The following is a 24,664-nucleotide window of genomic DNA, read 5'->3' as shown; positions in this document are numbered from 1 at the left end:
TTCGAAAGCCGGAACGCGGAGCGTCCCTTGAGGCATTCCCACGCGGAGCGTGGGAACGATCGGCGCGAGACGTCAGGCCTGACTGATCAAACTCTGCCGACAATCCAGTACCAGTTTCGCCCCACCCAAATCACTGCCGCCCACCTCAAGACTGAAGCCGTGCAAGCTCACAATCGCCGCGACAATCGACAGCCCCAGACCAAAACCACTCTGCGGCTGGCTACCCTCGGTGCGGTAAAACCGCTGGAACACCGCCTCACGTTCCGTCTCGGGAATTCCCGGGCCTGAATCGTGCACCTCGATCCGCGTCTGGCCATTGGCATTGACCCCACGCAACATCACCGTGCCGCCGGGCGGGGTGAATTTGATCGAGTTGCTCAGCAGGTTCGCCAGCGCTTCGAACAGCAACGCGCGGTCGCCATTGAGCGGCGGCAGCGTCTCCGGCATGTTCAGTTGAAAGCGCAGATCGCCTTCCTCGGCCAGCGGCAGATAGAACTCGTGCAACTCCTCCAGCAAACGCACCGGATCAAGTTCGACGAAACCTGAGCGGCGCTGGCGATCCTCCAGCTCGGAAATCCGCAACAAACCGCGAAACCGCGCCATCAGCGTGTCCGCCTCAGCCAGAACCAGATCCAGTTGCGCCGCTTCTTGCGAACCTTCACCCGCCTGTTGCTGCATCCGATACAACTGCGCGCGCAGGCGGGTCAGCGGTGTGCGCAAGTCGTGGGCGATATTGTCGCAGACACCTTTGACCTCGTTCATCAAGCGCTCGATGCGCTCGAGCATGGCGTTGACGATGGCGGCGAGCATGTCCAGTTCATCGCGGCGATTGGACAGCGGCAAGCGGTGCGTCAGGTCGCCGGCAACGATGGCCTGGGCGCTGTTCTGGATCGCGCGGATGCGCTGCAGCGGTCGACGCCGCAGCAGATGCCAACCGGCGACCCCGGGAATAATCGTCAGCGACACGCCCCAGAACAGCGCGTGCAAAATGATCCGCGTCACTGCGAACAGCGAGCCGTTGTCACGCAGCAGCACCAGCCAGCGCCCGTCGCGAGTCTGGGTGGCCACAGCATCGCAGCTGTCGCTGGGCAGAGTCGGATCGTCGGAATCGGCGCACTCGGCGAGCATGTGGATCTTGCCGTCGAGCGGCAGTCCTTCGGGAATTTGCTGAAGTGCGCCGCCCAGGTAAACGCCGTCAGCGCTGAACAGACCATAGGCGTCGATACCACGAATATCGAAGGTCATGCTCGCCGCGAGCGCGTCTTCGAGTTGCTCGCCGCGAAAATGCGAGAACAGATGCTGGCGTTGCATCAACGAATGTTTGGCGAGTTTGTCGAGGTAGCCGGACACCTCGTAATACATGACCCCCATGAGGATCGCGCTCCAGGCCACAAACAGCGAGCTGTACAGCGCCAGCAAGCGGCTGCTGGAGGAACGCCAGCCGTCAGACGGGTTCGGCAATGACATAGCCGGAGCCCCGTACCGTGCGGATCAGCGGAACGTTGCCGGCTGCGTCGATCTTCTTGCGCAGACGGCCGATGTGCACGTCGATCAGGTTGGTGCCCGGGTCGAAGTGATAACCCCAGACCTCTTCGAAAATCATCATCCGCGAGAGAATCTGGCCGCTGTTGCGCATCAGAAACTCGAGCAGTTTGTATTCGGTGGGCAGCAGCGTCAGCACCTGTCCGGCGCGGCGGGCTTCATGGCTGATCAGGTCGAGTTCGAGGTCGGCGACGTTCAATGTCGTGGCCTGGGTGGCGACGCTGTTTTGCCGACGCAGCAACACTTCGACCCGCGCGGCCATTTCATCGGTGGCGAACGGTTTGGTCAGGTAGTCATCGCCACCGGCGCGCAAACCGCGCACTCGCTCATCGACATCGGAGAGGGCGCTGATCATCAGAATCGGCGTCGCCACGCCCATAGTGCGCAGGGTGGTGACGATGGCCAGACCATCCAGCTCGGGCAACATGCGATCGAGGGTGATCAGGTCGTAGTTGCCGCTGACGGCGCGGTCGAGGCCTTCGCGGCCATTGTCGACCCAGTCGACATCCAGCCCGTGGCTGCTCAGTTCGGCAACGATTTCCCGCGCGGTCACGGCGTCGTCTTCGATGGTCAAGATACGAGTCATAGGCAGGCCTGCTGATCGGTTCAAACGGAATGGCAGCATTTTGCCAAGAATTTACCGTGACGCTTTAAATTAACTTTCATCTTCGTCGCGACGGTGAATCGGAACTGATCGGATTTGCCAGTCAGTCATCAATGCAGAAAACCCGCAGGCTCTGACCATTTATTGCAAATTGCACGGATCAGCGAAGTTCAAACTTTCTAACCTGTTGAAAATAGACAGTTTATTTAGTTTCTGTAACTGGCACGGTCACTGCAATTCCTCACCTGACGAGTTGTAACACCATTTTTCATGCCTGGAGCAGTACAACAATGAATAGATCCCCTGATGGCTATTATCCTGCCGTGGAAGAGTCGAGCAGCGTCTCAGGCGTGTCCTGGGGCGCGATCTTTGCCGGTGCTGCGGCGGCCGCTGCGCTGTCGATGATTCTCGTGCTGCTCGGTTTCGGTCTGGGCTTTTCGGCGGTTTCACCGTGGGCCGGAGAGGGCGTGAGCGCCAAGGGCCTGGGCATTTCGACGATTGTCTGGCTGGCTGTGACGCAGATCATTGCTTCCGGCATGGGCGGCTACATTGCCGGTCGTCTGCGGGTGAAATGGGCGAACATGCACGGTGACGAAGTCTACTTCCGTGACACCGCCCACGGCTTCCTCGCCTGGTGCGTCGCCACGCTGGTCACCGCTGTGCTGGTGGTCGGTTCGGTCAGCAGCGTCGTCAGCGGCGGTGTGCAGGCTGGGGCTAACGTCGTCGGCGGTGCTGCCGGTGCGATGAGCCAGGCCGCCGGTTCTGCCGCAGCCAATACTGACAGCGATCAGTACGGCTACTTCGTCGACAGTCTGTTCCGTGACGACCGTCCGGCTGCCGTCAGCGATGACGCCGCACGCGGCACCGTGACCCGCATCTTCGCCCAAAGCCTGGCCAACGGTCAGCTCAGCGCCGAAGACCGCACCTACCTCGCACAACTGGTATCGCAACGTACCAATCTGAGCCAGGTCGATGCTGAACGTCGTGTCGACGAAATCTACGCCAACACGCAGAAAGCCATCGCTGACGCGAAACTGAAGGCCCAGCAAGCTGCCGACACCGCCGCGAAAGTCGCTGCCTACACCTCGCTGTGGATGTTCGTCGCGCTGCTGGCCGGTGCGTTCTTCGCCAGCCTCGCAGCCACCTTCGGCGGTCGTCGTCGCGATGCAGTCGAGTACGTTGAAGTCGACACCTACACCACTACCACTCCGGTCCGTTAAAAAGGAGAGTCACCATGCGCTCATTACTGCTGTTCTTCCTCGGCGTACCGATCCCGATCATCATCCTGATCGCCCTGTTCGTACACTGATCCCTCTGAGGCAGGATGCCTCTGCCGCTTTCATCTTCGGGTGAAAGCGGCTTTTTCGCTTTCTGCGGGGCCAGTTCGTCTTCTCCAACTAACCGTTTCCATCCCGCCATTTTCACTGGCCTGGATCAATATTTCCCCTGGCGATATCGCCTACCGTAAATGATCCAGGCCTTTGCTGAGGTATGAGCTACAGTGCTTGTCGCGCACCTTGTTGCGCTGACGAAGTATCCGCGTCGACGTTGAAAACACAGCAATAAAAGCGTCGACGAGGCGTAGTGCAGCAAGGAGCTGACACAACCTCAACTGAATCTTCACGGACGAACACCGTAATGAACTGCCTAGAAAGAACCTTCGATATCCAGCCCTTGGTGCAGGCGGACATGACCGTGCACATCAACGGCCAAGCGGTCAGCGCCGCCATTGGCGAAACCGTTCTCAGCGTCATCCAGTCCCTCGGCGTGCGCCAGATCGCACGCAATGACCATGATCAGATCAGCGGCGCCTATTGCGGCATGGGCGTGTGCCAGTGCTGTCTGGTGAAAATCAACGGTCGCCACAAACGTCGCGCCTGCCAGACTGTGGTGCGCGACGGCATGCTGATTGAAACCCGAGTCAACCGCGTCGTCGCGCAGGAGGTTGTATGAGCCTGCAACCGTTGATCGTCGGCGGCGGGCCGGCGGGGATGGCGGCGGCCATCGAACTGGCGCGCCACGGCGTGCGCTGCACCTTGCTCGAAGAGGCTTCGCGCCTCGGCGGTGTGGTCTATCGCGGGCCGTTGCGCGATGGCGTGCAGCTGGATTATCTCGGGCCGCGTTATTCCGAAGCACTGGACAAACTGCACGGTGAATTTCAGCAGCAGTCAGGGCTGATCGACGTGCGCCTCAACCATCGGGTGGTCGGCGCCGAAGGCACCCGCGCAGTGGTGGTGCTCGACGGTGATGAGCAACTGCACGAGATCGCTTATCCGCAACTGCTGTTGGCCGCTGGATGTCACGAACGCAGTGTGCCGTTTCCCGGCTGGACGTTGCCGGGAGTGATTCTGCTCGGTGGTCTTCAATTGCAGATCAAGAGTGGCGTGGTCAAGCCGCGGGGGCCGGTGATCATCGCCGGCACCGGGCCGTTGCTGCCGCTTGTCGCGACCCAGTTGCATGCGTCTGGCGTGCGCGTCGCCGGCGTCTATGAGGCTTGCGCATTCGGCAAGATCGCCCGCGAGAGTCTGGCACTGCTGAACAAGCCGCAGCTGTTCCTCGACGGCTTGAGCATGCTCGCTTACCTCAAGTTGCACGGCATCCCGATGAACTACGGTTGGGGGGTGGTCGAGGCCCACGGCGAGGGCGAATTGAAAAGCGTCAGCGTCGCGCCGTATTCTTCGGCGTGGGAGGCAGATCTGTCGCGGGTCGAGCGTTTCAAAGCGCAGACGCTGGCGGTCGGTTACGGTTTTATTCCGCGCACGCAATTGAGCCAGCAGATGGGCCTTGATCACGGCTTCAGCGCCGATGGCTATCTGCGTGCCAATGCCAATGTCTGGCAGCAAAGCAGCGTGGTGCATGTGCATCTGGCCGGCGACATGGGCGGGATCCGCGGCGGCGAAGCGGCGATGCTCGCCGGCAAGATCGCCGCCACTTCGATCCTGCTGCAACGCGGTGTGCTCGACGCCGAGCTGGCCCGGGTGCGCCGCGATCGTTACGCGAGCAAGCTCAGAGCCATCGTGCGCTTTCGTGCGGCGGTGGATCGCTACACCGAGCGCGGCGTTGGTCAGATCGCTTTGCCCGCAGCCGACACGGTGATCTGCCGCTGCGAACATGCGACCCGCGCCGACATCGATCTGGCCCTGGAGCAGGGTGTGCAAGACATCGCCAGCCTGAAAATGCGCACCCGCGTGAGCATGGGCGATTGTCAGGGGCGGATGTGCGTCGGCTATTGCAGCGATCGCCTGCGCCATGCCACCGGACGTCAGGATGTCGGTTGGTTGCGCCCGCGCTTTCCAATCGATCCGGTGCCGTTTTCCGCGTTCCAGTCCCTCGGCAAGGAGGGCGCTTGCCATGAGTAAGTTCTACGACGTGGTCATTGCCGGTGGCGGCGTGATCGGCGCCTCCTGTGCCTACCAATTGTCCAAGCGCAAAGATTTGGAAGTTGCGCTGATCGACGCCAAGCGCCCCGGCAACGCGACCCGCGCTTCGGCGGGTGGTTTATGGGCGATCGGCGAATCGGTCGGCCTCGGCTGCGGGGTGATTTTCTTTCGCATGATGTCGGCCAACCGCAAGCGCGAAACCCAGGGCGCCGCAGTCGCGGTGGACGCCAGTACGCCGCATATTTTGCCAGCGTCGTTTTTCGATTTTGCCTTGCAATCCAACGCGCTGTACCCGGCGCTGCACCGCGAACTGAAAGACAACCACGGCATGGATTGCAAGTTCGAGAAGACCGGATTGAAATTCGTGATCTATGACGACGAAGACCGGCTCTACGCCGAGCACATCGTCGGCTGCATTCCGCATCTGGCCGATCAAGTGCGCTGGCTCGATCAGGCGGCGTTGCGCGCGGCTGAACCGAGTGTCAGCCATGAGGCGCGCGGGGCGCTGGAGTTTCTCTGCGACCATCAGGTCAGCCCGTTCCGCCTCGCGGATGCCTACATGGAAGGCGCGCGGCAGAACGGCGTCGACATCTTCGTCAACACCAACGTCACCGGCGTGTTGCATCACGGCACTCGCGTGACCGGCGTGCAGACGGCAGAAGCGGGCGTGTTTCACTGCAAGACGCTGATCAACGCCGCCGGTGCCTGGGCGGCGGACTTGAGCGAGTGGGCGACGGGTATCCGCATTCCGGTGAAACCGGTGAAAGGGCAGATCCTGCTGACCGAGCGCATGCCGAAAATCCTCAACGGCTGCCTGACCACCAGCGATTGCTACGTGGCGCAGAAGGATAACGGCGAAATCCTTATCGGCAGCACCACCGAAGACAAAGGCTTCGACGTCACCACCACCTACCCGGAAATCGCCGGGCTGGTGCAGGGCGCGGTGCGCTGTTTGCCGGAGCTGGCGGACGTCAACCTGAAACGCACCTGGGCGGGACTGCGTCCGGGCTCACCGGATGAGTTGCCGATCCTCGGGCCGATGCGTGGGATCGAGGGTTATCTGAATGCTTGCGGGCACTTCCGCACCGGCATTCTGACGTCGGCGATTACCGGTGTGCTGCTGGATAAACTGGTGAATGACGAACCGCTGCCGCTGGATATCACACCGTTTCTGGCGGATCGGTTTGCGGTTGCAGGCGTCGAGCCGGCGCCCGCGCTGGAACTGGCCTGATTCTCTCCCACATGATCGTTCCCACGCTCTGCGTGGGAATGCCTCAAGGGACGCTCCGCGTTCCAGCTCGGGAAGTGGAACGCGGAGCGTCCCGGGCTGTGTTACCACGCGGAGCGTGGGAACAATCAAATCAAAAGAACGCATGCATCAGGATTTGCGGGCTTCCTCTTCGAGCTGATCGGACTCGAACAATTTGGCCAGTTCCGCCCGGGCTTCCTGGGCGGTCTGCAGGACTTTGGCGGCGTCGTCGTAGACGGCGTGTTGCGCCTCCAGCACCTGTTCGTCGTGATGCTTGAAACGCTTGATCCGCGCATCGGCCTGGGCTTGGGTCAGACCGAGGCCGACCAGCGTGCGCCGGCTCATTTCCAGGCTCGAATAATAGGTCTCACGAATTGCTTCCGCGCCGACATCCACCAGGCGATGCACGTGCTGACGGTTACGCGCGCGGGCGATGATTTTCATGTGCGGATAGTGCTTGTGCACCACTTCGGCAGTCTTGATGTTGGTCTCCGGATCGTCCGTGGCGATGACGAAATACTCCGCCTCGCCAACCTTCGCCGCGTGAAGGATTTCCGGGCGCATCGGGTCGCCATAGAACACCGGCACACCGCCGAAGCTGCGCGACAGTTCGATGGTTTCCACCGAGGTGTCCAGCGCAACGAACTTGATGTTCTGCGCGCGCAGAATCCGCGCCACGATCTGGCCCATCCGGCCCATGCCGGCAATCACCACGCGTGGCGCCTCGGTATCGATCTCTCGGAATTTCTCCGGCACTTCCACCGGCTGCACTTTCGGGCTGACCAGCCGTGCGCAGATCAACAGCAGCAACGGCGTCAGCGCCATCGACAGGGTGATGGTCAGCACCAGCATGTCGTAGAGACGCGGCTCGAACAGGCCCTGATCGCGACCGATCTTGAACACCACGAAGGCAAACTCACCGCCGGCAGCGAGGACGATGCCGAGGCGGATTGCGCTGATCTTGTTCAGTCCGCCTGCCAAGCGCCCAACCACGAACAGCAGCGGCAACTTCAGACCGATCAGTAGCAGGGTCAGGCCCAACACGGTGATCGGCGCGCTCAACAACAGGCTGAGATTGGCGCCCATGCCGACGCTGATGAAAAACAGCCCGAGCAGCAGGCCCTTGAACGGTTCGATCTGCGCTTCCAGCTCGTGGCGATATTCCGAGTCCGCCAGCAGCAGACCGGCGAGAAACGCGCCCAGCGCCATCGACACGCCGACCAGATCCATCAGCCATGCTGTGCCGATCACCACAAGCAACGCGGTGGCGGTGGACACTTCCGGCAGACCGGTTTTCGCCACCACGCGAAACACCGGACGCAGCAGATACCGCCCGCCGATCACCACCACGGCAATGCCGCCGAGCACCTGCAAGCTGTGACGAATATCGTCGGCGGTGCTGGTGTGGTGATCGACACCGGCGAGCATTGGCACCAGGGCGATCAATGGAATCGCCGCGATGTCCTGGAACAGCAGAATCGCAAACGCCAGCCGCCCGTGGGGGCTGGTCAGTTCCTTGCGTTCGGCGAGGCTTTGCAGGCCGAACGCTGTGGAGGAGAGCGCCAGACCGAGGCCCAGCACAATGGCGCTGTTCAGCGGCTGGCCGAACACCGACAGTGCCAGCACGCCGATCACCGATGCGGTCAACAGCACCTGCGCCAGACCGACGCCGAACACCGATTTGCGCATCACCCACAAGCGGCGCGGCGACAGCTCCAGGCCGATGATGAACAGCAGCAACACCACGCCCAGCTCGGAGATATGCGCAACGCTTTGCGGGTTGCCGATCAGGCCGAGCACCGACGGGCCGATGATCACCCCGGCAAACAGATAACCGAGCACTGCGCCCAGTTGCAGACGTTTGGCCAAAGGCACGGTGAGCACGGCCGCGAACAGAAACACGACAGCGGCTTGCAACAGATTGCCTTCATGGGGCATTGGAACGACTCCTGACTACGGGTACGGCGGGGGGGACAAGGATAAGGGTTACGCGGTCTCCAGACCATTCGAGATCCAATGTGGGAGCGAGCCTGCTCGCGAATGCGGTGGGTCAGTCACCTATGCATTGACTAATGCCCCGCATTCGCGAGCAGGCTCGCTCCCACAAGGCCAGCTTTCATCAGGTCTGTAATAATTTGCATCAACTGGTTACATTTATAACCCCTGCGCATCAATTTCCGGAAACGCCATGGCCATCAACTTCGACCTCAACGACCTGCAAGCCTTTCGCGCGGTGGTCGAGCAGGGCAGTTTTCGCAAGGCTGCCGACACCGTGCGCCTGTCACAACCGGCGCTGAGTCGGCGCATCGAAAAGCTCGAAGACGCCCTCGGCGTGAAACTGTTCGAGCGCACCACGCGCAAGGTCAGCCTGACCCAGGCCGGGCGCGGCTTCATGCCCAGCGTCGAGCGCTTGCTGGATGATCTCGACATTGCCTTGCTCGGCATCAGCGAAGTCGCCTCGACGCGTCTGGGCCATGTCACCGTCGCCTGCGTGCCGTCGGCGGCGTACTACTTCATGCCCCGCGTGGTCGCGCGCTATCACCAGCAGTTTCCACGGATCAAGGTCAAAGTCCTCGATTCCAGCGCCCACGATGTGTTGAGTGCGGTGGTCAATGGCGAGGCGGATTTCGGTTTGAGTTTTCTCGGCACGCAGGATGCCAAAGTCGAGTTCGAACCGCTTGTGCAGGAGTGCTACGTTGTCGCCTGTCGTCGCGATCATCCGCTGGCCGGGCGCTGCAGCGTCAGTTGGGACGAGTTCTATCAACAGGATTACATCGCGCTGGACAAGACTTCGGGCAATCGCTTTCTGCTCGATCAGGCCTTGGGCGGGGTGGTGCCGCAGCGGCAGAGCATCTGCGAGACGCGGCATGTGACGACGATGATCGGTTTGGTGGAGGCGGGGCTGGGCGTGGCGGCGGTGCCGTTGATGGCGATGCCCGGGCCGGATCATCCGATCCTGACGCGGGTGCCACTGATTGAGCCGCAAGTGATGCGCAGTGTCGGCATCATCAAGCGCCGGGATCGCACGTTGACCCCGGCGGCTTTGGAACTGGAGCGGCTGGTCGTGGAAATGCGCGTCCAGCCGCCAACGATCAACGCTTGACCGAATCCAGCCCGGTGGCCTGCACGTCAGCCTGAGCGGCCGGTGCAGCGAGGTAGGCGAGCAGGGCCTTGGCTTCTTGCGGATGCTCGGCCTTGACCGGAATGCCAGCGGCAAAACGCGTCACCGACTGCACCGATTCCGGAATCTTCGCGACGAAGCTCACGCCCGGCACCGGCAGCAATTCGCTGACCTGCTGGAAGCCCAACTGATAGTCGCCAGTGGCGACCACCGAGCCGACCGGGATCCTGGCGATCATCTTGGCTTTCGGTTTCAACTGATCTTCGATGCCGAGTTTCTTGAACAGCTGCTGCTCGATGTACACGCCGCTGGCGCTGTCGGAGTAGGCCACCGATTGCGCATCAAGCAGGGTTTTCTTCAGGCCATCGACGCTGCTGATGTCCGGTTTCGCCGCGCCTTCACGCACCACCATGCCGATCCGCGAATCCGCCAGTTCAACGCGGGAGGCCGGGTCGACCTTGCCTTGTTTGATCAGCTCATCAAGAGCGTAACCGACCATGATCACCACGTCGGCGTGCTCACCGCGAGCCAGACGATTGGGAATGGCTTCCGGCGCCTTGCCCATCGACGGGCCGAGGCTGGTGGTCAGGGTGTTACCGGTGGCGGCGGCGAATTTCGGCCCGAGGATCTTGTAGGCGGCGGTGAAGCCACCGGAGGTCATCACGCTGAGTTCTTCGGCCTCGGCCGCGAAGTTGAAGGCGAGACCGGCGAGCAGGGCGGTGACAGTAAAAAGTTTTTTCATGGCGATTATTCCTCAGGCCGCGACAGGTTGTAGACGACCACCGGCACGGCGGTACAGATAAAGCGTGGCGCACAGGGCGCACAGGGCACCGATGCTCATCCAATAACCTGGCGCGGCTTTGTCGCCGGTGTACTGGATCAGGAAAGTCGACATCGCCGGGGTGAAACCGCCGAAGATCGCGGTGGCCAGGCTGTAGGCCAGGGAGAAACCGGCGACGCGCACTTCCACCGGCATGATTTCGGTCAGCGCCGGAATCATTGCGCCGTTGTACAAGCCGTAGATAAACGACAACCACAGCAGCGACAGCAGCATGTTGGTGAAGCTCGGCGCCTGCACCAGGAACGACAGCGCCGGATAAGTCGTGGCTAGCGCCAGCAAGGCCATGCCGATCAGCACCGGACGACGGCCGATGCGGTCAGACAACGCACCACCAATCGGCAGCCAGAAGAAGTTCGACACACCCACCAGCAGCGTCACCAGCAGCGCGTCGGAAGTGCTCAGGTGCAGCACGGTTTTACCGAAGGTCGGCGCGTACACGGTGATCAGGTAGAACGCGGTGGTGGTCAGCGCGACCATCAGCATTCCGCCGAGCACCACGCCCCAGTTCTGGCCAAGGGTGCGGAACACTTCGCGCATGCTTGGACGGTGTTTGCGTGCGGCGAACTCTTCGGTTTCCGCCAGATTACGACGCAGGAAGAAGATGAACGGGACGATCATGCAGCCGACAAAAAACGGAATGCGCCAGCCCCAGGCGGCCACGGCTTGCGGCTCCATCCACTGGTTCAGACCGTAGCCCAGCGCGGCAGCGACGATGATCGCCACTTGTTGACTGGCCGACTGCCAAGCGGTGAAAAAGCCTTTGCGACCCGGCGTGGCGATCTCGGACAGATACACCGAAACACCGCCCAATTCCGCACCGGCCGAGAAGCCTTGCAGCAGTCGTCCGATCAGCACCAGTGCCGGGGCGAACAGGCCAATGGTTTCGTATCCGGGCACCAGCACAATCAATATCGTGCCGCTGGCCATGATCGACAGGGTGACGATCAGACCTTTGCGCCGGCCGACGTCATCGATGTAGGCGCCGAGCACAATGGCGCCCAGCGGACGCATCAGGAAGCCTGCGCCGAACACTGCGAAAGTCATCATCAGGGAGGCGAACTCACTGCTCGCCGGGAAGAACACCGCCGCGATCTGCGTGGCGTAGAAGCCGAACAGAAAGAAGTCGAACTGTTCGAGGAAGTTGCCCGAGGTCACCCGGAAGATGGCACCGGCCCGCGAGCTGTTGGTAGGAATTGAGGCTGTCATTGAAAAGTACTCCACCGCTTTTATGACGTGCGCTACGGAGAAGCGGCGCACGGTTTTTATTGAGGTGGATGGTGGCGCAGATGTAACAATCTGTTAATTGCATTGTTGGCATGGATTGATGCGTGGGGCGGATCAATGGCTTCAGTGCTTGGCGCATTTGTGGGAGCGGTGGTGATCAGAGAATCAGCGTTCGCCAAGACTTGTGGGAGTGGAGCTCAGGTCAAAACTGTGGTGTAACACCAACCCTGTGGGAGCTGCGGTGCGACGATTCGAGTTGCCAGCGATGGCGGTCTGATGGACAAGGCCTCCTACGGCCACCTCCAGCAAAAAACAAGGAATGTTTCCAGCGCCACGCAGTCGGAGTTCAGGTACTACCCATCCGAAAGAGGTTCACCGATGAACAGTAAAACCCTAATCGCCAGCCTGGCCCTCGTTGCCGGTATTGCCGGGATCACGCCCATTGTTCAAGCGGCGCAAACCTCCAGCGAACCCGCCGTGCAATCGCCGACCAGCGACCGCCAGTTGAAGGTCAACGACCGCGCTCCAGAAATGTACCAGCGCAAAGAGGAGGCTCTGAAGAACTGGAAAGCCAAAGGTCTGAAAGCGCCGATCGACCAGTCGCAGTGGGTGCAGATCAATGACCAGTACGTGATGGTGATGATCACCAACGGTACGATTGTCGAGATGCAACCCGTCGAGCGATAGATCAGGTTTACAATTGGCCACGGATGGCCGATTGCATTCGAACGCCGTTCCAGTAAAACAGCGGACGTCTGGATGAGGAACAAGGGATTGGACAAGAAACCGCTCTATCGCAAAGTGAACACTCGTACGTGGGGTGTTCGTCGCCACGAATCAGTTGCGCATTATCGCGATCAGCGCAACAGCAAAGCTGCAAGCCGTGACGAAGGCATGCGAAGTTCGATGCACGCAGGCAAACAATACGGGCGAGATTACACGCCGTTGTTTCGCTTCCTGCTGTCTCGGGTGGGCGGTTCTTGGGATGCCATTTTCAGCGAAGCTGTGGCCCGACTGGATCAATCAGCGCCGGTTTTCTGGATGGTTGCCATCCATGAGAAGGATCGCGAAGAAGTCGTGCGACTGGGTGAGTCCAGTTATTTCAACGGGCTGTATGTCGACGAGAAAAATCTCCTGCAAATGGTCAATCCGAAGCTGCAGGCGCAGGACATGACGCCGAGCTGCGAGTGCTGTACCCACACGTTCAACGGTGTCGTATTCGGCCAGAACGCGGGCTTTGGCCCGCGCACATCGTCAGTTGTCGACGCAGAAGAGCCGCCAGCGTGAATCAGAGCAGCTCCCCCTTGTCCCACAAATGCACCAGCTCCCCCGGCGCCCGATCCTCCGGCACCTTCAACACCATTTCCCCGGACTGATAGCGCACTTCAATCTGGTAGAAGCGCTGATCCCCACGGCCCGATTCGCTGCTATCGAGTGGCAGGCAACCCTCAAGCACCGAGCAGATCCTTGAACGCTGACTGATATCGCACTGGGCAAATTCGATTTCCCGTGGTCGGCTCAGGCTGTGAATCGCTGCAACGCCACCCTGGCGAGATACGCGCAAAACGGAATCTTTACCCAGCTCGGGTAGCGTTTTCATACGGTCTCCTCGGATTATTCGATGCCGACCTGTGCCCAGGCTTGCTGCACCGTGTCGGCTGCTTCGGCGCCGAAACGCTCGCCGGCGTGGTTGATCGTCAGTTTTGCGAACGCGTCAAACGTTGCGTCCTGTTTCAAACGGTCATCACACAGCGTGTCGTACCAGACGCGTCCGGCTTTTTCCCAGGCGAAGCCGCCAAACGCTCGGGCTGCCAGGTAAAACGCGCGGTTGGGAATGCCGGAGTTGATGTGTACGCCGCCATTGTCTTCGCTGGTGATGACGAACTTGCGCATGTGATCCGGTTGCGGATCCTTGCCCAGCATCGGGTCGTCGTATGCCGTGCCGGGGTGCGACATCGAGCGCAGGCCCTTGCCTTGAATCTGTGGCATCAGCAGGTCGGCGCCGATCAACCAGTCTGCCTGCTCGGCGGTCTCGCCGAGGGTGTACTGCTTGGTCAATACGCCGAACACGTCTGACAGCGACTCGTTCAACGCGCCGGACTGGTTGGCATAAATCAGCCCGGCTTCGCTTTCGGTGACGCCGTGGGCCAGTTCATGGCCGATGACGTCGAGCGAGCGGGTGAAGCGCTGGAAGATCTCGCCATCGCCGTCACCGAAAACCATCTGCGCGCCATTCCAGAACGCGTTTTCGTAGGCTTGCCCGTAATGCACGCTGCCGATCAGCGCGAATCCCTGATTGTCGATCGAGTCGCGACCGAGCACCTTCCAGAAGAAATCATAGCTGGCGCCCAGCGCATCGTAAGCCTCGTCGACCGCCGGATCCCCCGATGCCGGTTGGCCCTCGAGGCGCACCGGCATGCCCGGCAAGAGCATTTTGTTCTGCGCATCATGCACGCTGCGCCGTGCCAGGCCAGGCTTGCTCGCCTCCGGCAGAATCGCCCGCGCCGGCGGTTGCGAAGGACGGCCGGGGTTGGGCAGCAGGCTGCGCACATGATTGAGCGTCTGCATCGCGGCGTTGCGCTGCGGCTCGGAACCGTGGGCAATGATGCGGTTGAGAATGTAGGGCGGGATGAAACTGCGCAGCAATCGAGAGTCGGTCATCTAAGCATCCTTGTCGTCATACGATGTCGATACACATGTGAGCGGCAAGGCGTGTTTTCGGTTCCATGGATTGCCATCGACGCCGGATTCTGCGAAAAACGCCGCCTGCGAACATCTCAAGAGCCAACGACATGACAGACGAACTGCAAATCATCGACCTGCAACCGGGCGACGGCAAAGCCGCGGTGAAAGGCGCGCTGATCACCACCCAATACACCGGCTGGCTGGAAGACGGCACTGAATTCGACTCGTCCTGGAGCCGAGGCAAACCGTTTCAGTGCGTGATCGGCACTGGGCGCGTGATCAAAGGCTGGGATCAGGGCCTGATGGGCATGCAGGTCGGCGGCAAACGCAAATTGCTGGTACCGGCGCATCTGGGCTACGGCGAGCGGACCATGGGCAAGATCCCGCCGAATTCGAATCTGGTGTTTGAGATTGAGTTGCTGGAGGTTTTGACGCGGGAGGATTGAGGTATGACGTGCGTCTGGATGAAGCAACCCTCATCCAAACGCGTTCAACTTCGGATGCTCAGGTGAACATCTCTATATCGTCAATCGTGTCCTCAATGACGCCCTGCAACGAGGGCATCCGACGCCTTACGTTTTCGAGCGCCGGCAAAACGGTTTCGGTATTCAGTCTTCCATGTCGACGAGCGATATGGCCCAGGGCGGTGATGGCAGAGGCAGCGATCGCTTCGGTTTCGCTGGAGAGATATTGGAGGCAGAAAGACTGGGCCCACATTGGGTCTTCCTCGCTCATACCGATGGATACTAATCCTGCTGCCATATTTTCGGCGACACCACTTGCAATAAGTCTCATCGCCACGTCGCGGGAAATAGATGAATCTTGATAGATGAGGCTCATCGTCGACGCTAGCCCCTGACGCCGATGAATAAGTCCAGCTCCTTCGGCAATTGCTCTCCAAGTATTTCGCTGATTCGTTGAGTTTGGTCCGCAGTCAGCAGCCATTCTCCGTCGGGACTTAGACTGAGATCTGGCCAGCCCATTACGGCCAATATCGGACGCTCAGATTTCGAGTGGACCGACAGCTCGAATTTCAGCGTATCGTCCTCGCTTTCGTCTGGTAAAAAACCACTAATCCATAAATACATATTTTTATTCCTCTTCACTTTGGAGTCCATCGCTCGGGATCGGCAGGATCGATTTGCTCGCCCGTTTCGTGATTAAACTCACCTAGATGTTTGCCTTGCTTGTTATAGAGTTCTATAGCCCCTGTTTTGCTATCCCATTCATAGATTCGACCTTTCTTGTCTTTCCATCTGCTGCGCTTGCCGCCACCACCTTGAACACTGCTTTTGGATTTGACGGGATAGGTATCCGGGAATGCTGGGAGAGTTACGGGAGGCCGGTGATATTTGATGTCACCGCCAAGAGTAGGTCTTGAAAGCACAACGTATAGAGGCTGTACTCCAGAGTCCGCCGGAAAGACCAGAATAAAGTCCTGGTATTCAGGCGGGTAAACCGGATTGACGATGATTTTGTCCGCCTGCTCGGTCGGCGGGTATATCCAGATGTGTGGAACCTGCGGCGCACCCTCCAATGGCGGAATTGCCGATCCCCGTGATGAGTCTACAGAGGGAGTCCAGAGTAGGGTTGACCCATTCCCAAAATCTGCGACGTACGAGGCGCCTTGCTTGACGAACTGGATGACGGGAATCATTTCCCAGTCGCTGCGCGTTTGAGTGTTGTATCCGTATCCTTTCAACGTCCCATCGGGCTGCTGTTCCACATGCAATCGAACCCGAGTCCGAGCCGTCTCAAGCGACTGTAGCTGCTCCTCTGTGTAGAGAGCACTATCGGCGAGACTCGATGGCCACAGCAGCGCAACCAACCCGAGCAACCCGCCTGCGACGACACCGGCGGTGGCCAGGCTTGTGGTTCTTGCGGCGGCAGTGCTGGTGCTCAGACTGCCAGAGCTGCCGAGAGCAAAAGCTCCGATCGACGCTTGCAAACTGGTCGCGCCAATTGTCTTGAGTGCGATATTCCCGGCCGAGTCGCGTTCATGCCCCGCAAGCAAGGAGAGCGTTCCATAATCCGAAATTTTCCCAACCGGTATAAATCCGGATGGATTGGCATCATTGATGACGCCGTTCGGCAGCTTGCAACTTTTCACGAAAACACAGCCGCTTATATTTTGCTGTTCATGTATGACCTGGTGGCCAAGTCGATCTTCGTGGGCCTGCTGCCGAGCCAGCATGTCTTCATAAGCGCCTTGTGCGGCCTCGCGCGCAGCAAGTTCGCTGGCAGTCATGTAGCGGGTGGTGATGTGGTGTCCGTCTCCCTCTGGCGGGTTCTGGATCCGGGGGATGTCTTTCTTGCAAGCCATGAGCGTCCTTGTCCGCTGTTTAATAACGAAGCGGACGCTAAAGCAACGAAGGAGTGATGGATGTAGGACGCGTCTGAAAGTGTTGCTGTTGTTACAACCGTAAGAAGATCAAGAAATTATCGAGTTCAGGTGTTCCAGATCACCTACAGAGAAAGCGCTGATATTTCCGCTGAGCAAATTATTCATCTTCGTCTTTGTGATTCTCATACGGGCGGATGCCTGTTCGTTTGCAAGACCTAAGGCTCGCAAGTTTTTTTGAAGATTGCGCAGTAGTTCTGCCCGCAACCGCATGGTGGCGGCCTCTTGCGGTGTGTCTTCCAGAGCTTCCCAGATGCTGGAGAAGCGCGTGGATGAAGCTTGATGATCATTCATGGTTGGAATTATTCCAAGCTAGTGGCGAGGCGTCTGTCTAATTGGCAAGCGATCAGTTCAGATCACTGAGTGCAAGCCAGCTTACTGGCGACGGCCAGCTCGCAAAAGCCAGCGGATTCGGGCGTAGCTGTAGGCAATGGCGCAAGATGCTGTAGCCTCTTGCTAGCCGGGAGAACGCTGCGTTTACCTGACGATTGGATTGGGAAATACCAGACGGAGCATTTCAATAAAGCCATTGCCAGACAGGTCAACAAATCGCCTTACCCGACCGCCCAAACCGCTCTCGATAAACCGACGGCGGTACGCCCACCACGCTGCGAAACGCCACACGAAAACTCTCCACCGAGCGATAGCCGCAGCGCTGGGCGATCTGCTCGGTGTGTTGATGGGTGCTCTCGAGCAGCTCTCGTGCTCGCGCCAGGCGTTCATGTTGCAGCCAGGACTTGGGCGTTTGCCCGCTGGCTTCGGTGAAGCGCCGCAAAAACGTGCGCTCGCTCATTGCCGCTTCGCTGGCCAGATCGCGGACTTCCAGTGGTTCGTGCAGGCGTTCGCGGGCCCATTGCATGACGCGCGACAGGTCGCTGCGGGGTGTCGGGCTGACCGGGGTGGGGATGAATTGGGCCTGGCCGCCGGTGCGTTGTGGCGACATGACCAGTCGCCGCGCGACGGCGTTGGCGACATGCGTGCCGAAGTCACGTGTCACCAGATGCAGGCAGGCGTCGATGCCGGCGGCGCTTCCGGCGGAGGTGATCAGTTGACCGGCGTCGACGTAGAGCACGTCCGGATCGACCTCGATCGCAGGGAAGCGTTGCGCCAGTTCACCGGTGTAGCGCCAGTGCGTGGTGGCGCGGTGGCCGTCGAGCAGGCCGCTGGCTGCAAGGACGAACACCCCGGAGCAGATCGACAGCAACCGCGCGCCTCGGTCATGGGCCTGACGCAACGCGTCGATCAGCGCAGGCGGTACCGGGGCGTTGCGGCAGCGCCAGCCCGGAATGACGATGGTGCGCGCTTCGGCGAGCAATTCCAGGCCACCATCGGCCAGTACCTGAATGCCACCCATGGCGCGCATCGGGCCTGGATCGACTGCAGCAATCGCATGCTCGTACCAAGGGAAATCGAACTCTGGTCGGGCCAGGCCGAAGATCTCCACGGCAATGCCGAACTCGAACGTGCAGAGGCCATCGTAGGCCAGAATGGCAACCAGATTGGGCTGAGTGAGCATTTGGCGGAAAACTCCCGGTCGGTGTCTTGCGCGCCACTGTAGCGGCAGGCGCCGTCTCGATAAAGTCTGTTCATCCCCCACAGACAAAGGAGCAACACAACATGACCAGCCTGGTTCGCGAAATCCCCGCCGCACCTTCGGCGATTGCCCTGATGCATTTCAGCAATCGTCTGACCTTCGAAACCGATTGTTCCGACGTGTTCAGTAGCCACGAGGCCGGGGAGGTCGATTTTGTTCTGGTGGATGTGCGCGGCCCATTGGCGTTCGAGGGCGGCCATGTGCCCGGCGCGATCAATATCCCGACCCGCTTGCTCACGGCGGAGCGCTTGGCCGATCACCCGAAAAGCACGTTGTTCGTGGTCTATTGCGCAGGGCCGCATTGCAATGGGGCGAACAAGGCGGCGGTGAAGCTCGCGGCGTTGGGTTATCCGGTGAAAGAGATGATTGGCGGTGTCACCGGATGGCTCGATGAGGGTTTCGAACTGAGCGTGGCGTCAGTGGCCAATACACCTGTCGCCTGCGAATGCTGACGTTTCTGTAGGAGCTGCCGGAGGCTGCGATCTTTTGATCTTGATCTCAAAAAAACAAGATCAAAAGATCGCAGCCTCCGGCAGCTCCTTGTACAGGAGGATCGGTGTTTCTTGCTCTGAAAACAGTCTTGTCCTACAGCCTTCGCACCACCACGGCGCACGCGTTGACCCTCGTCAATGCGTGCGCCGATGTTCTGTAAGTAATTGTCGCTTAAAAACAATTGCCTCCCTGCGCGCCGCCATAGACTGCCGGCCACGTCGGTTTTTGCCGTTAGAACGCCATGACCGAACGCTGACTCGAAAGCTGCCAATAAAAGCCTCCGCACGGGAGTAATAAATGAAAAAGCTAGTGATGTTCGGTGCCCTGGCACTGTCGATGTTGTCCCTGACCGCCGTGGCCGAAGACGCCAAGCCGATCCGCATCGGTATCGAAGCCGGGTACCCGCCATTCTCGATGAAAACCCCTGACGGCAAACTCACTGGTTTTGACGTGGACATCGGTGACGCACTGTGCGCGCAGATGAAGGTTAAATGCACTTGGGTCGAGCAAGAGTTCGATGGCCTGATCCCGGCGCTGAAAGTGAAGAAGATCGACGCGATCCTGTCGTCGATGACCATCACTGACGATCGCAAGAAAAACGTCGATTTCACCATCAAGTACTACCACACCCCGGCACGTTTCGTGATGAAGGAAGGCTCGGGCGTGAAAGACCCGCTGACCGAACTCAAGGGCAAGAAAGTCGGCGTGCTGCGCGCCAGTACTCACGACCGTTACGCGACCGAAGTGCTGGTTCCGGCCGGGATCGAACTGACGCGCTACGGCTCGCAGCAGGAAGCCAACCTCGACATGGTGTCCGGGCGTATCGACGCGATGCTCGCTGACTCGGTCAACCTCAGCGACGGTTTCCTGAAAACCGACGCCGGCAAAGGCTTCGAATTCGTCGGCCCGACCTACGAAGACGCCAAGTACTTCGGCGGCGGCGCTGGCATTGCCGTGCGCAAGGGCGATACTGCGCTGGCTGAGCAATTCAACAAAGCCATCACCGAAATCCGCGCCAATGGCGAGTACAAGAAAGTCCAGGACAAGTACTTCGACTTTGACGTATACGGCCATTAATACGCCGTGAAAAAAAGTGGCCCCGTTTGCGCGGTGGCCACTTTTTTTATGTTCTTTTATTGATGGAAATTCTCTGTGGGAGCGAGCCTGCTCGCGAAAGCGGTCTGACATTCGACATCGTCATCGTCTGACCTGACGCATTCGCGAGCAGGCTCGCTCCCACAGGGATTTGCGTAACCCAGCTATTAAGGAGTTTTCCATGCAACGCATCGACCACGTTCTGCCCTGGAGCCACTTGGGCAGCGAGCGCTCCCTCAGCGTGTTCCGCTACGGCGCCGGCAGCCGCAAGGTGTATATCCAGGCCAGCCTGCACGCCGATGAACTGCCGGGCATGCGTACCGCGTGGGAACTCAAGCTGCGTTTGAACGAACTGGAACGGCAGGGCCGTTTGCAGGGCGTTATCGAACTGGTGCCGGTGGCCAATCCGATCGGCCTGGATCAGCATCTGCAAGGCAATCACATGGGCCGCTTCGAACTGGGCAGCGGCAAGAATTTCAACCGCGCATTCGTCGAACTCAGCGCCCCGGTCGCGGCGCTGGTTGGCGAGCGTCTGGGCGCGGATGCCGAGGCCAACGTCGCGCTGATCCGCCAGGCCATGGCTCAGGTCTTCGAGGAATTGCCAGCGCCGGCCTCGCAACTGGAAGCCTTGCACCGCTTGTTGCTGCGCCACGCCTGCGACGCCGACATCACCCTTGACCTGCATTGCGACTTCGACGCTGCGATTCACCTCTACGCGCTGCCACAACACTGGCCGCAATGGCAATCGCTGGCGGCGCGGTTGCAGGCCGGCGTCGCGTTGCTCTGCGAGGATTCCGGCGGTAGCTCGTTCGATGAGTCGTGCTCGACGCCGTGGCTGCGTCTGGCCAAAGCATTCCCGAACGCGGCGATTCCGGCGGCGAATCTGGCGACGACGCTGGAGCTGGGCAGCATGGGCGACACCCGCGTCGATCAGGCTCAGGCCAATTGCGAAGCGATTCTGGGCTTTCTCGCCGAGCAGGGTTTCATCAGCGGCGAATGGCCGGCGGCGCCGAGCGAATGTTGTGAAGGTCTGCCGTTCGAAGGCACCGAATACCTGTTCGCCCCGCACCATGGCGTGGTCAGTTTCTTGCGCAATGCCGGCGAGTGGGTAGAGCAGGGCGATGCGCTGTTCGAGGTCGTTGACCCGTTGCAGGATCGCGTGACCACCGTGCGCGCCGGCACCAGCGGGGTGCTGTTCGCGATTGATCGCGGGCGCTATACCGAGCCGGGGATCTGGCAGGCGAAAGTGGCGGGGCGGGTGCCGTTTCGTACCGGCAAGCTGACCAACGACTGATGGCTCTTCGCTGAATTTGCTGACCTCATCGCTGGCAAGCCAGCTCCCACAGGGTTGCGGTTGATCTCAAATTTCGGAGACGCCGCAATTCTTGTGGGAGCTGGCTTGCCAGCGATAGCGGCATCAGCCACGCCACAAAATTTGGATCCTCAGCCGAGAATGTTAGGCTCCCCGGCGAACCCGACACTCTGTGAAGGAACGCTGCAATGCTCAAATTGTTCGCCCTGCTGACCCTGCTCGCATCCACCGCCGTTCACGCGCAAACCACCCTGCAATCCGACCTGCCGCTCAAATACCTCGAACAGGTCCACGCCGACGCCGAACCACGTCCGCTGGTGATTTTCCTGCACGGTTACGGCAGTAACGAGGCCGATCTGATCGGCATGAAATTTCAGCTGCCGCCGCAGTACAACTACCTATCGGTGCGGGCACCGATGACGTTGGGTGAAGGACGTTTCCAGTGGTTTCGCAAGAAAGGTGAAGGCGCCTACAACGGCGAGACCGATGATCTGAAGGTCAGCGGCCAGAAGCTGCGCGACTTTATCGCCCAGGCGACGAAGAAATATCACGCCGCGCCGGACAAGGTGTACCTGATCGGCTTCAGCCAGGGCGCGATGATGAGTTACGAAGTGGGCCTGCGCGCGCCAGCGGTCGTGGGCGGGTTTGCCGCGTTGAGCGGGCGCTTGTTGCCGGTGCTCAAAGCCGAACTCAAGCCCGGGCAAGCGCCACTGCCGCTGAGCATATTTATCGGCCACGGCACCGCTGATGATCCGGTGCCTTACCGTCACGGCACCGAGACCAACGCGCTATTGCACAAGCTCGATTACCAGCCCGAGTTTCACGCGTATCCGGGAGTCGGCCACAGCATCAGTGCGGCCGAATTGCGCGATTTGAACGGCTGGTTGCAGCGGCTCAATCCTTGACGATGGCTTTGACCAAAGCATCGTGACCCTTCTTGTCGCTGGCGCGGGAAATCACCTGCACCAGCGCCATCTTCGTCCCCGAGCCGGCCAGCAATGTGGTGTTCAGCGTCTGGCCACCGCCCTGGGTGGCGGTGCTGTCAACCTGACGCAGACCCAGGCCGGTACCTTTCTGGGTCAGGCTTTTCTCGCTGAGTTTATTGAAGTCCGGCAGGGCCTTGCGCTGATCGTCGATGAAACTCGACACGCTGCCGTCAAGAAACTCACCGTCGTTGTCCTTGACGTTCTGCCCAGCCGGGATCTGGTTTTCGGCGGCGATGACCACGGTCTTGGTGGTCTGGTTAGTGTACATCGTGCCCTTGGCCCCGCTCGGGCTGGCGGGCAGCGGGTCGGCGACAAAGCCTTTGGGCAGGACGAAGGCGAATTTGCCGTCGAGCAGCGTAACCTTCTCGGTTTTGACCTTTTCCTTGGCGGCGTGCGCGTTGATCGCGGCGAAACCGGCGACGGCCGCCAGCATCAGGACGACGGCTTTTTTGCTCAACAATGACATGTGAATCTCCGGTGAATGGTCGCGCGAGGCGGGCGATCATCCCACGGAGCGTGCCGGGCGTTCCAGCGCGATTCGTCCGGGCGGTTATTGCGCTTGCGCCTTGGCCAATGGCCGCGCCAGCAGACGCCGGGTCACCCCGAGCATCGCCACCGACACTGCCACGCCTACGACAAAACCGCTGAGGCCCATGCTCGGCAGCGTCAGGGCCGACACCAGGCAGAACGCCGAGAACGAATACATGCCGGTCGCCGTTGCGCGCAATAACGCAGCGGTAAACGCCGGGCCGCGAGTTTGTTGCGAGAACACTGCCATGACGCTGCCGAGCACCGGGAACACCGCGAGCAGGCCGCTCCAGCGTTCGCCGACGGTGCTGGCGAGCATCGTCACCACCAGCGTCAGCGCCGCACCGGCGATCATCCGCCAGATCAGTTTGTCCGACTTCGGTGCTGGCCCGTTCAACACCGGCTGCACCTCGGGGAACAGATAAGGCGAAGCGAGCAGTGCCACCGCTGCCGCAATCACCGAGAACGGCAAGGACGAGGGGATCACCGACAACACCGTCGCCAGCGCGGCCCACACCGCCAACGAAATGGTCAACGCCCACGGCCAGTTCGCCCGCTGCGCCACCTGCGCATAAGTGATGCAGAAAGCGATCATCGCGAACATTGCCGACAGCGCCGCCACCGCCGATTGCGCGGCAAACTGCGGCCCTTGTTCAATCGCCAGAAAGAACAGAATCGGCCCGACCACTACCGGCAATCCTGACAGCCACCCGGCCACGCTCGGCCCCCAACGTTTGCCTGCCAGGGAAATCAGCAGGAGAAAACCGGGAATCAGCAGCAGTTTGAGGATCAGCACGCGGGTGTCTCCGTCGGGTCAGGATGAGCCACGTTAGCACTGCCGATTAAAGATTGCTGCCTATGTTCGCAATTTTTGTATACAAAAAATCAGGCGCGAATCCAGCTATGCTTTGATCATCACAATGCAGCGGAGACGATACGGCGATGAACAGAACACCCAAGCTCGTACGCGGCTGTTGTGGCATCGGCTTGTGGGCACTGTTGCTGACGCCGACATGGGCCAATTGGCAGGACGCAGTGCCGGGCGCGCAAATCATCGGCAGCGGCGATTTCAGCGTGTTCGGCTTCGATGTTTACAGCGCGCGGTTGTGGAGTGCCGCGCGGCCTCTGGCGGACGGCCAGCCGTTTGCCCTGGAGCTGATCTACCGGCGCAACATTTCGCGAGACGATCTGGTCAGCACCAGCGTCGATGAGATCAAACGCCTGGCCGGTCCTCGGGTCACTTCAGCGCAATTGGCCGGCTGGCAAAAGCAGATGCAGCAATCGTTTGTCGACGTTCAGGCCGGCACGCGCATAACCGGCGTGTATCTGCCGGGGCAGGGCGCGCGGTTTTTTGTCGGCCAGAAGCTCCAGCATGAGATTGAGGATCCACAGTTTGCCAAGGCGTTTTTCGATATCTGGCTGGATCCGCGAACACGCAGTCCCGAGTTGCGCGAGCAGTTGCTGGGGGTGAACCCATAGGTTCAGTGATTTTTGCGCTTCAAGGCATCAGGCGAAACGACTAAGCTGCCGGGCTCCCGTTTTTGTTTCTGGATGTGTGCGTGAAATTCAGCCTGCCCAAAATCGCCACCGCGCCGTTTTGCCCGCCGGAA

At 60.2% G+C, this 24,664-nt stretch carries 27 protein-coding genes; 13 read left to right on the top strand and 14 right to left on the bottom strand.

Annotated features, from left to right (window positions below; genetic code table 11):
* Positions 1–72: 72 nt before the first annotated feature.
* Positions 73–1,467 (bottom strand): HAMP domain-containing sensor histidine kinase, encoded by a 1,395-nt coding sequence (locus D8U60_RS00800; RefSeq protein WP_130899253.1) that lies wholly within the window; start codon positions 1,465–1,467, stop codon positions 73–75.
* Positions 1,445–2,128, bottom strand: coding sequence for a response regulator transcription factor (locus tag D8U60_RS00795; protein ID WP_016775228.1), 684 nt, complete (start codon positions 2,126–2,128; stop codon positions 1,445–1,447). Before D8U60_RS00795 ends, D8U60_RS00800 begins: the two co-directional genes overlap by 23 nt.
* A 308-nt stretch (positions 2,129–2,436) precedes the next feature.
* On the opposite strand from D8U60_RS00795, the gene D8U60_RS00790 reads away from it, so the two are divergent.
* The 4 genes from D8U60_RS00790 (at position 2,437) to hcnC (ending at position 6,757) form a co-directional block, all read left to right on the top strand.
* Positions 2,437–3,366, top strand: coding sequence for a hypothetical protein (locus D8U60_RS00790; protein WP_130899252.1), 930 nt, complete (start codon positions 2,437–2,439; stop codon positions 3,364–3,366).
* A 418-nt stretch (positions 3,367–3,784) separates the two neighbouring features.
* Positions 3,785–4,099, top strand: coding sequence for a (2Fe-2S)-binding protein (locus tag D8U60_RS00785; RefSeq protein WP_123442157.1), 315 nt, complete (start codon positions 3,785–3,787; stop codon positions 4,097–4,099).
* Positions 4,096–5,505, top strand: a complete 1,410-nt coding sequence (hcnB, locus tag D8U60_RS00780; protein ID WP_130899251.1) for a cyanide-forming glycine dehydrogenase subunit HcnB — start codon at positions 4,096–4,098, stop codon at positions 5,503–5,505. Before D8U60_RS00785 ends, hcnB begins: the two co-directional genes overlap by 4 nt.
* On the top strand, positions 5,498–6,757 hold the full coding sequence (gene hcnC / locus D8U60_RS00775; RefSeq protein ID WP_130899250.1) for a cyanide-forming glycine dehydrogenase subunit HcnC: 1,260 nt from the start codon (positions 5,498–5,500) through the stop codon (positions 6,755–6,757). The genes hcnB and hcnC overlap by 8 nt, the downstream gene beginning before the upstream one ends.
* A gap of 147 nt (positions 6,758–6,904) precedes the next feature.
* On the opposite strand, the gene D8U60_RS00770 is transcribed toward hcnC, so the two are convergent.
* Positions 6,905–8,713 carry a monovalent cation:proton antiporter-2 (CPA2) family protein gene (locus D8U60_RS00770; protein WP_123442160.1) on the bottom strand — a complete coding sequence of 603 codons (1,809 nt, stop codon included), beginning with the start codon at positions 8,711–8,713 and terminating at the stop codon, positions 6,905–6,907.
* Positions 8,714–8,963: 250 nt separating this feature from the next.
* On the opposite strand from D8U60_RS00770, the gene D8U60_RS00765 reads away from it, so the two are divergent.
* Positions 8,964–9,878, top strand: a complete 915-nt coding sequence (locus D8U60_RS00765) for a LysR family transcriptional regulator (RefSeq protein WP_130899249.1) — start codon at positions 8,964–8,966, stop codon at positions 9,876–9,878.
* Here the strand turns inward: D8U60_RS00765 and D8U60_RS00760 are convergent.
* Positions 9,868–10,638 carry a substrate-binding domain-containing protein gene (locus D8U60_RS00760; RefSeq protein WP_130899248.1) on the bottom strand — a complete coding sequence of 257 codons (771 nt, stop codon included), beginning with the start codon at positions 10,636–10,638 and terminating at the stop codon, positions 9,868–9,870. The two genes, D8U60_RS00765 and D8U60_RS00760, sit on opposite strands and share 11 nt — an antisense overlap.
* A 12-nt stretch (positions 10,639–10,650) precedes the next feature.
* Positions 10,651–11,943 (bottom strand): MFS transporter, encoded by a 1,293-nt coding sequence (locus D8U60_RS00755; RefSeq protein WP_130899247.1) that lies wholly within the window; start codon positions 11,941–11,943, stop codon positions 10,651–10,653.
* Positions 11,944–12,339: 396 nt separating this feature from the next.
* Between D8U60_RS00755 and D8U60_RS00750 the strand changes: the two genes are divergently transcribed.
* Together D8U60_RS00750 and D8U60_RS27575 are read left to right on the top strand one after the other, a co-directional pair.
* A complete protein-coding gene (locus tag D8U60_RS00750; protein ID WP_130899246.1) occupies positions 12,340–12,648 on the top strand; it encodes an RcnB family protein in 309 nt (102 codons plus the stop codon).
* 87 nt (positions 12,649–12,735) lie between these two features.
* Positions 12,736–13,248, top strand: coding sequence for a hypothetical protein (locus D8U60_RS27575; RefSeq protein ID WP_177435430.1), 513 nt, complete (start codon positions 12,736–12,738; stop codon positions 13,246–13,248).
* 1 nt (position 13,249) lies between these two features.
* Here the strand turns inward: D8U60_RS27575 and D8U60_RS00740 are convergent, their stop codons facing one another.
* Positions 13,250–13,561 (bottom strand): protealysin inhibitor emfourin, encoded by a 312-nt coding sequence (locus tag D8U60_RS00740; protein ID WP_130899245.1) that lies wholly within the window; start codon positions 13,559–13,561, stop codon positions 13,250–13,252.
* Positions 13,562–13,575: 14 nt separating this feature from the next.
* Positions 13,576–14,622: a M4 family metallopeptidase gene (locus D8U60_RS00735; protein ID WP_130899244.1), complete on the bottom strand. Its 1,047-nt coding sequence runs from the start codon at positions 14,620–14,622 to the stop codon at positions 13,576–13,578.
* 131 nt (positions 14,623–14,753) lie between these two features.
* Between D8U60_RS00735 and D8U60_RS00730 the strand changes: the two genes are divergently transcribed.
* The gene (locus tag D8U60_RS00730; RefSeq protein ID WP_041477007.1) at positions 14,754–15,092 is read left to right on the top strand and encodes an FKBP-type peptidyl-prolyl cis-trans isomerase; all 339 of its coding nucleotides are present in this window, start codon (positions 14,754–14,756) and stop codon (positions 15,090–15,092) included.
* Between the two features lie 58 nt (positions 15,093–15,150).
* Here D8U60_RS00730 and D8U60_RS00725 read toward each other — a convergent pair whose 3' ends face one another.
* From D8U60_RS00725 to ftrA, 5 genes are all read right to left on the bottom strand, one after another.
* Positions 15,151–15,486 (bottom strand): hypothetical protein, encoded by a 336-nt coding sequence (locus tag D8U60_RS00725; protein ID WP_130899243.1) that lies wholly within the window; start codon positions 15,484–15,486, stop codon positions 15,151–15,153.
* Between the two features lie 8 nt (positions 15,487–15,494).
* On the bottom strand, positions 15,495–15,734 hold the full coding sequence (locus D8U60_RS00720) for a pyocin S6 family toxin immunity protein (RefSeq protein WP_130899242.1): 240 nt from the start codon (positions 15,732–15,734) through the stop codon (positions 15,495–15,497).
* Between the two features lie 14 nt (positions 15,735–15,748).
* Positions 15,749–16,969, bottom strand: coding sequence for a colicin E3/pyocin S6 family cytotoxin (locus tag D8U60_RS00715; RefSeq protein WP_130899241.1), 1,221 nt, complete (start codon positions 16,967–16,969; stop codon positions 15,749–15,751).
* Positions 16,970–17,077: 108 nt separating this feature from the next.
* Entirely contained in the window at positions 17,078–17,341 is a 264-nt protein-coding gene (locus D8U60_RS00710; RefSeq protein WP_130899240.1) for an XRE family transcriptional regulator, read from the bottom strand.
* A 247-nt stretch (positions 17,342–17,588) separates the two neighbouring features.
* Positions 17,589–18,563, bottom strand: a complete 975-nt coding sequence (gene ftrA / locus D8U60_RS00705; protein WP_130899239.1) for a transcriptional regulator FtrA — start codon at positions 18,561–18,563, stop codon at positions 17,589–17,591.
* 101 nt (positions 18,564–18,664) lie between these two features.
* Between ftrA and D8U60_RS00700 the strand changes: the two genes are divergently transcribed.
* The 4 genes from D8U60_RS00700 (at position 18,665) to D8U60_RS00685 (ending at position 22,445) form a co-directional block, all read left to right on the top strand.
* Complete coding sequence (locus D8U60_RS00700) at positions 18,665–19,093, top strand: rhodanese-like domain-containing protein (protein ID WP_130899238.1); 429 nt, start codon at positions 18,665–18,667, stop codon at positions 19,091–19,093.
* 337 nt (positions 19,094–19,430) lie between these two features.
* Positions 19,431–20,210 (top strand): ABC transporter substrate-binding protein, encoded by a 780-nt coding sequence (locus D8U60_RS00695; RefSeq protein ID WP_071172858.1) that lies wholly within the window; start codon positions 19,431–19,433, stop codon positions 20,208–20,210.
* A 199-nt stretch (positions 20,211–20,409) separates the two neighbouring features.
* On the top strand, positions 20,410–21,522 hold the full coding sequence (locus tag D8U60_RS00690) for a succinylglutamate desuccinylase/aspartoacylase family protein (protein ID WP_130899237.1): 1,113 nt from the start codon (positions 20,410–20,412) through the stop codon (positions 21,520–21,522).
* Positions 21,523–21,728: 206 nt separating this feature from the next.
* Entirely contained in the window at positions 21,729–22,445 is a 717-nt protein-coding gene (locus D8U60_RS00685; RefSeq protein WP_130899236.1) for a dienelactone hydrolase family protein, read from the top strand.
* On the opposite strand, the gene D8U60_RS00680 is transcribed toward D8U60_RS00685, so the two are convergent.
* Together D8U60_RS00680 and D8U60_RS00675 are read right to left on the bottom strand one after the other, a co-directional pair.
* On the bottom strand, positions 22,435–22,992 hold the full coding sequence (locus tag D8U60_RS00680) for a hypothetical protein (protein WP_071172855.1): 558 nt from the start codon (positions 22,990–22,992) through the stop codon (positions 22,435–22,437). The genes D8U60_RS00685 and D8U60_RS00680 overlap by 11 nt on opposite strands.
* Positions 22,993–23,076: 84 nt before the next feature.
* A complete protein-coding gene (locus D8U60_RS00675; RefSeq protein ID WP_076563451.1) occupies positions 23,077–23,850 on the bottom strand; it encodes a hypothetical protein in 774 nt (257 codons plus the stop codon).
* Between the two features lie 146 nt (positions 23,851–23,996).
* Here D8U60_RS00675 and D8U60_RS00670 point away from each other — a divergent pair, with 146 nt between their 5' ends.
* Positions 23,997–24,533, top strand: a complete 537-nt coding sequence (locus D8U60_RS00670) for a chalcone isomerase family protein (protein ID WP_041476996.1) — start codon at positions 23,997–23,999, stop codon at positions 24,531–24,533.
* The last annotated feature ends 131 nt before the right edge of the window (positions 24,534–24,664 follow it).

It is taken from the genome of Pseudomonas sp. Sample_11 (genome assembly GCF_004307505.1).
In the GTDB taxonomy this organism is placed as follows: Bacteria; Pseudomonadota; Gammaproteobacteria; order Pseudomonadales; family Pseudomonadaceae; genus Aquipseudomonas; species Aquipseudomonas atacamensis.
The sequence above is the reverse complement of the archived record's forward strand: the minus strand, read 5'-3'. Positions and strand labels throughout refer to the sequence as shown.

What these genes read in the sequence shown, in the direction of transcription:
- D8U60_RS00800 (WP_130899253.1), bottom strand. Translation starts at nt 1,467, where the DNA reads ATGTCATTGCCGAACCCGTCTGACGGCTGGCGTTCCTCCAGCAGCCGC.
- D8U60_RS00795 (WP_016775228.1), bottom strand. Translation starts at nt 2,128, where the DNA reads ATGACTCGTATCTTGACCATCGAAGACGACGCCGTGACCGCGCGGGAA.
- D8U60_RS00790 (WP_130899252.1), top strand. Translation starts at nt 2,437, where the DNA reads ATGAATAGATCCCCTGATGGCTATTATCCTGCCGTGGAAGAGTCGAGC.
- D8U60_RS00785 (WP_123442157.1), top strand. Translation starts at nt 3,785, where the DNA reads ATGAACTGCCTAGAAAGAACCTTCGATATCCAGCCCTTGGTGCAGGCG.
- hcnB (WP_130899251.1), top strand. Translation starts at nt 4,096, where the DNA reads ATGAGCCTGCAACCGTTGATCGTCGGCGGCGGGCCGGCGGGGATGGCG.
- hcnC (WP_130899250.1), top strand. Translation starts at nt 5,498, where the DNA reads ATGAGTAAGTTCTACGACGTGGTCATTGCCGGTGGCGGCGTGATCGGC.
- D8U60_RS00770 (WP_123442160.1), bottom strand. Translation starts at nt 8,713, where the DNA reads ATGCCCCATGAAGGCAATCTGTTGCAAGCCGCTGTCGTGTTTCTGTTC.
- D8U60_RS00765 (WP_130899249.1), top strand. Translation starts at nt 8,964, where the DNA reads ATGGCCATCAACTTCGACCTCAACGACCTGCAAGCCTTTCGCGCGGTG.
- D8U60_RS00760 (WP_130899248.1), bottom strand. Translation starts at nt 10,638, where the DNA reads ATGAAAAAACTTTTTACTGTCACCGCCCTGCTCGCCGGTCTCGCCTTC.
- D8U60_RS00755 (WP_130899247.1), bottom strand. Translation starts at nt 11,943, where the DNA reads ATGACAGCCTCAATTCCTACCAACAGCTCGCGGGCCGGTGCCATCTTC.
- D8U60_RS00750 (WP_130899246.1), top strand. Translation starts at nt 12,340, where the DNA reads ATGAACAGTAAAACCCTAATCGCCAGCCTGGCCCTCGTTGCCGGTATT.
- D8U60_RS00740 (WP_130899245.1), bottom strand. Translation starts at nt 13,561, where the DNA reads ATGAAAACGCTACCCGAGCTGGGTAAAGATTCCGTTTTGCGCGTATCT.
- D8U60_RS00735 (WP_130899244.1), bottom strand. Translation starts at nt 14,622, where the DNA reads ATGACCGACTCTCGATTGCTGCGCAGTTTCATCCCGCCCTACATTCTC.
- D8U60_RS00730 (WP_041477007.1), top strand. Translation starts at nt 14,754, where the DNA reads ATGACAGACGAACTGCAAATCATCGACCTGCAACCGGGCGACGGCAAA.
- D8U60_RS00725 (WP_130899243.1), bottom strand. Translation starts at nt 15,486, where the DNA reads ATGAGCCTCATCTATCAAGATTCATCTATTTCCCGCGACGTGGCGATG.
- D8U60_RS00720 (WP_130899242.1), bottom strand. Translation starts at nt 15,734, where the DNA reads ATGTATTTATGGATTAGTGGTTTTTTACCAGACGAAAGCGAGGACGAT.
- D8U60_RS00715 (WP_130899241.1), bottom strand. Translation starts at nt 16,969, where the DNA reads ATGGCTTGCAAGAAAGACATCCCCCGGATCCAGAACCCGCCAGAGGGA.
- D8U60_RS00710 (WP_130899240.1), bottom strand. Translation starts at nt 17,341, where the DNA reads ATGAATGATCATCAAGCTTCATCCACGCGCTTCTCCAGCATCTGGGAA.
- ftrA (WP_130899239.1), bottom strand. Translation starts at nt 18,563, where the DNA reads ATGCTCACTCAGCCCAATCTGGTTGCCATTCTGGCCTACGATGGCCTC.
- D8U60_RS00700 (WP_130899238.1), top strand. Translation starts at nt 18,665, where the DNA reads ATGACCAGCCTGGTTCGCGAAATCCCCGCCGCACCTTCGGCGATTGCC.
- D8U60_RS00695 (WP_071172858.1), top strand. Translation starts at nt 19,431, where the DNA reads ATGAAAAAGCTAGTGATGTTCGGTGCCCTGGCACTGTCGATGTTGTCC.
- D8U60_RS00690 (WP_130899237.1), top strand. Translation starts at nt 20,410, where the DNA reads ATGCAACGCATCGACCACGTTCTGCCCTGGAGCCACTTGGGCAGCGAG.
- D8U60_RS00685 (WP_130899236.1), top strand. Translation starts at nt 21,729, where the DNA reads ATGCTCAAATTGTTCGCCCTGCTGACCCTGCTCGCATCCACCGCCGTT.
- D8U60_RS00680 (WP_071172855.1), bottom strand. Translation starts at nt 22,992, where the DNA reads ATGTCATTGTTGAGCAAAAAAGCCGTCGTCCTGATGCTGGCGGCCGTC.
- D8U60_RS00670 (WP_041476996.1), top strand. Translation starts at nt 23,997, where the DNA reads ATGAACAGAACACCCAAGCTCGTACGCGGCTGTTGTGGCATCGGCTTG.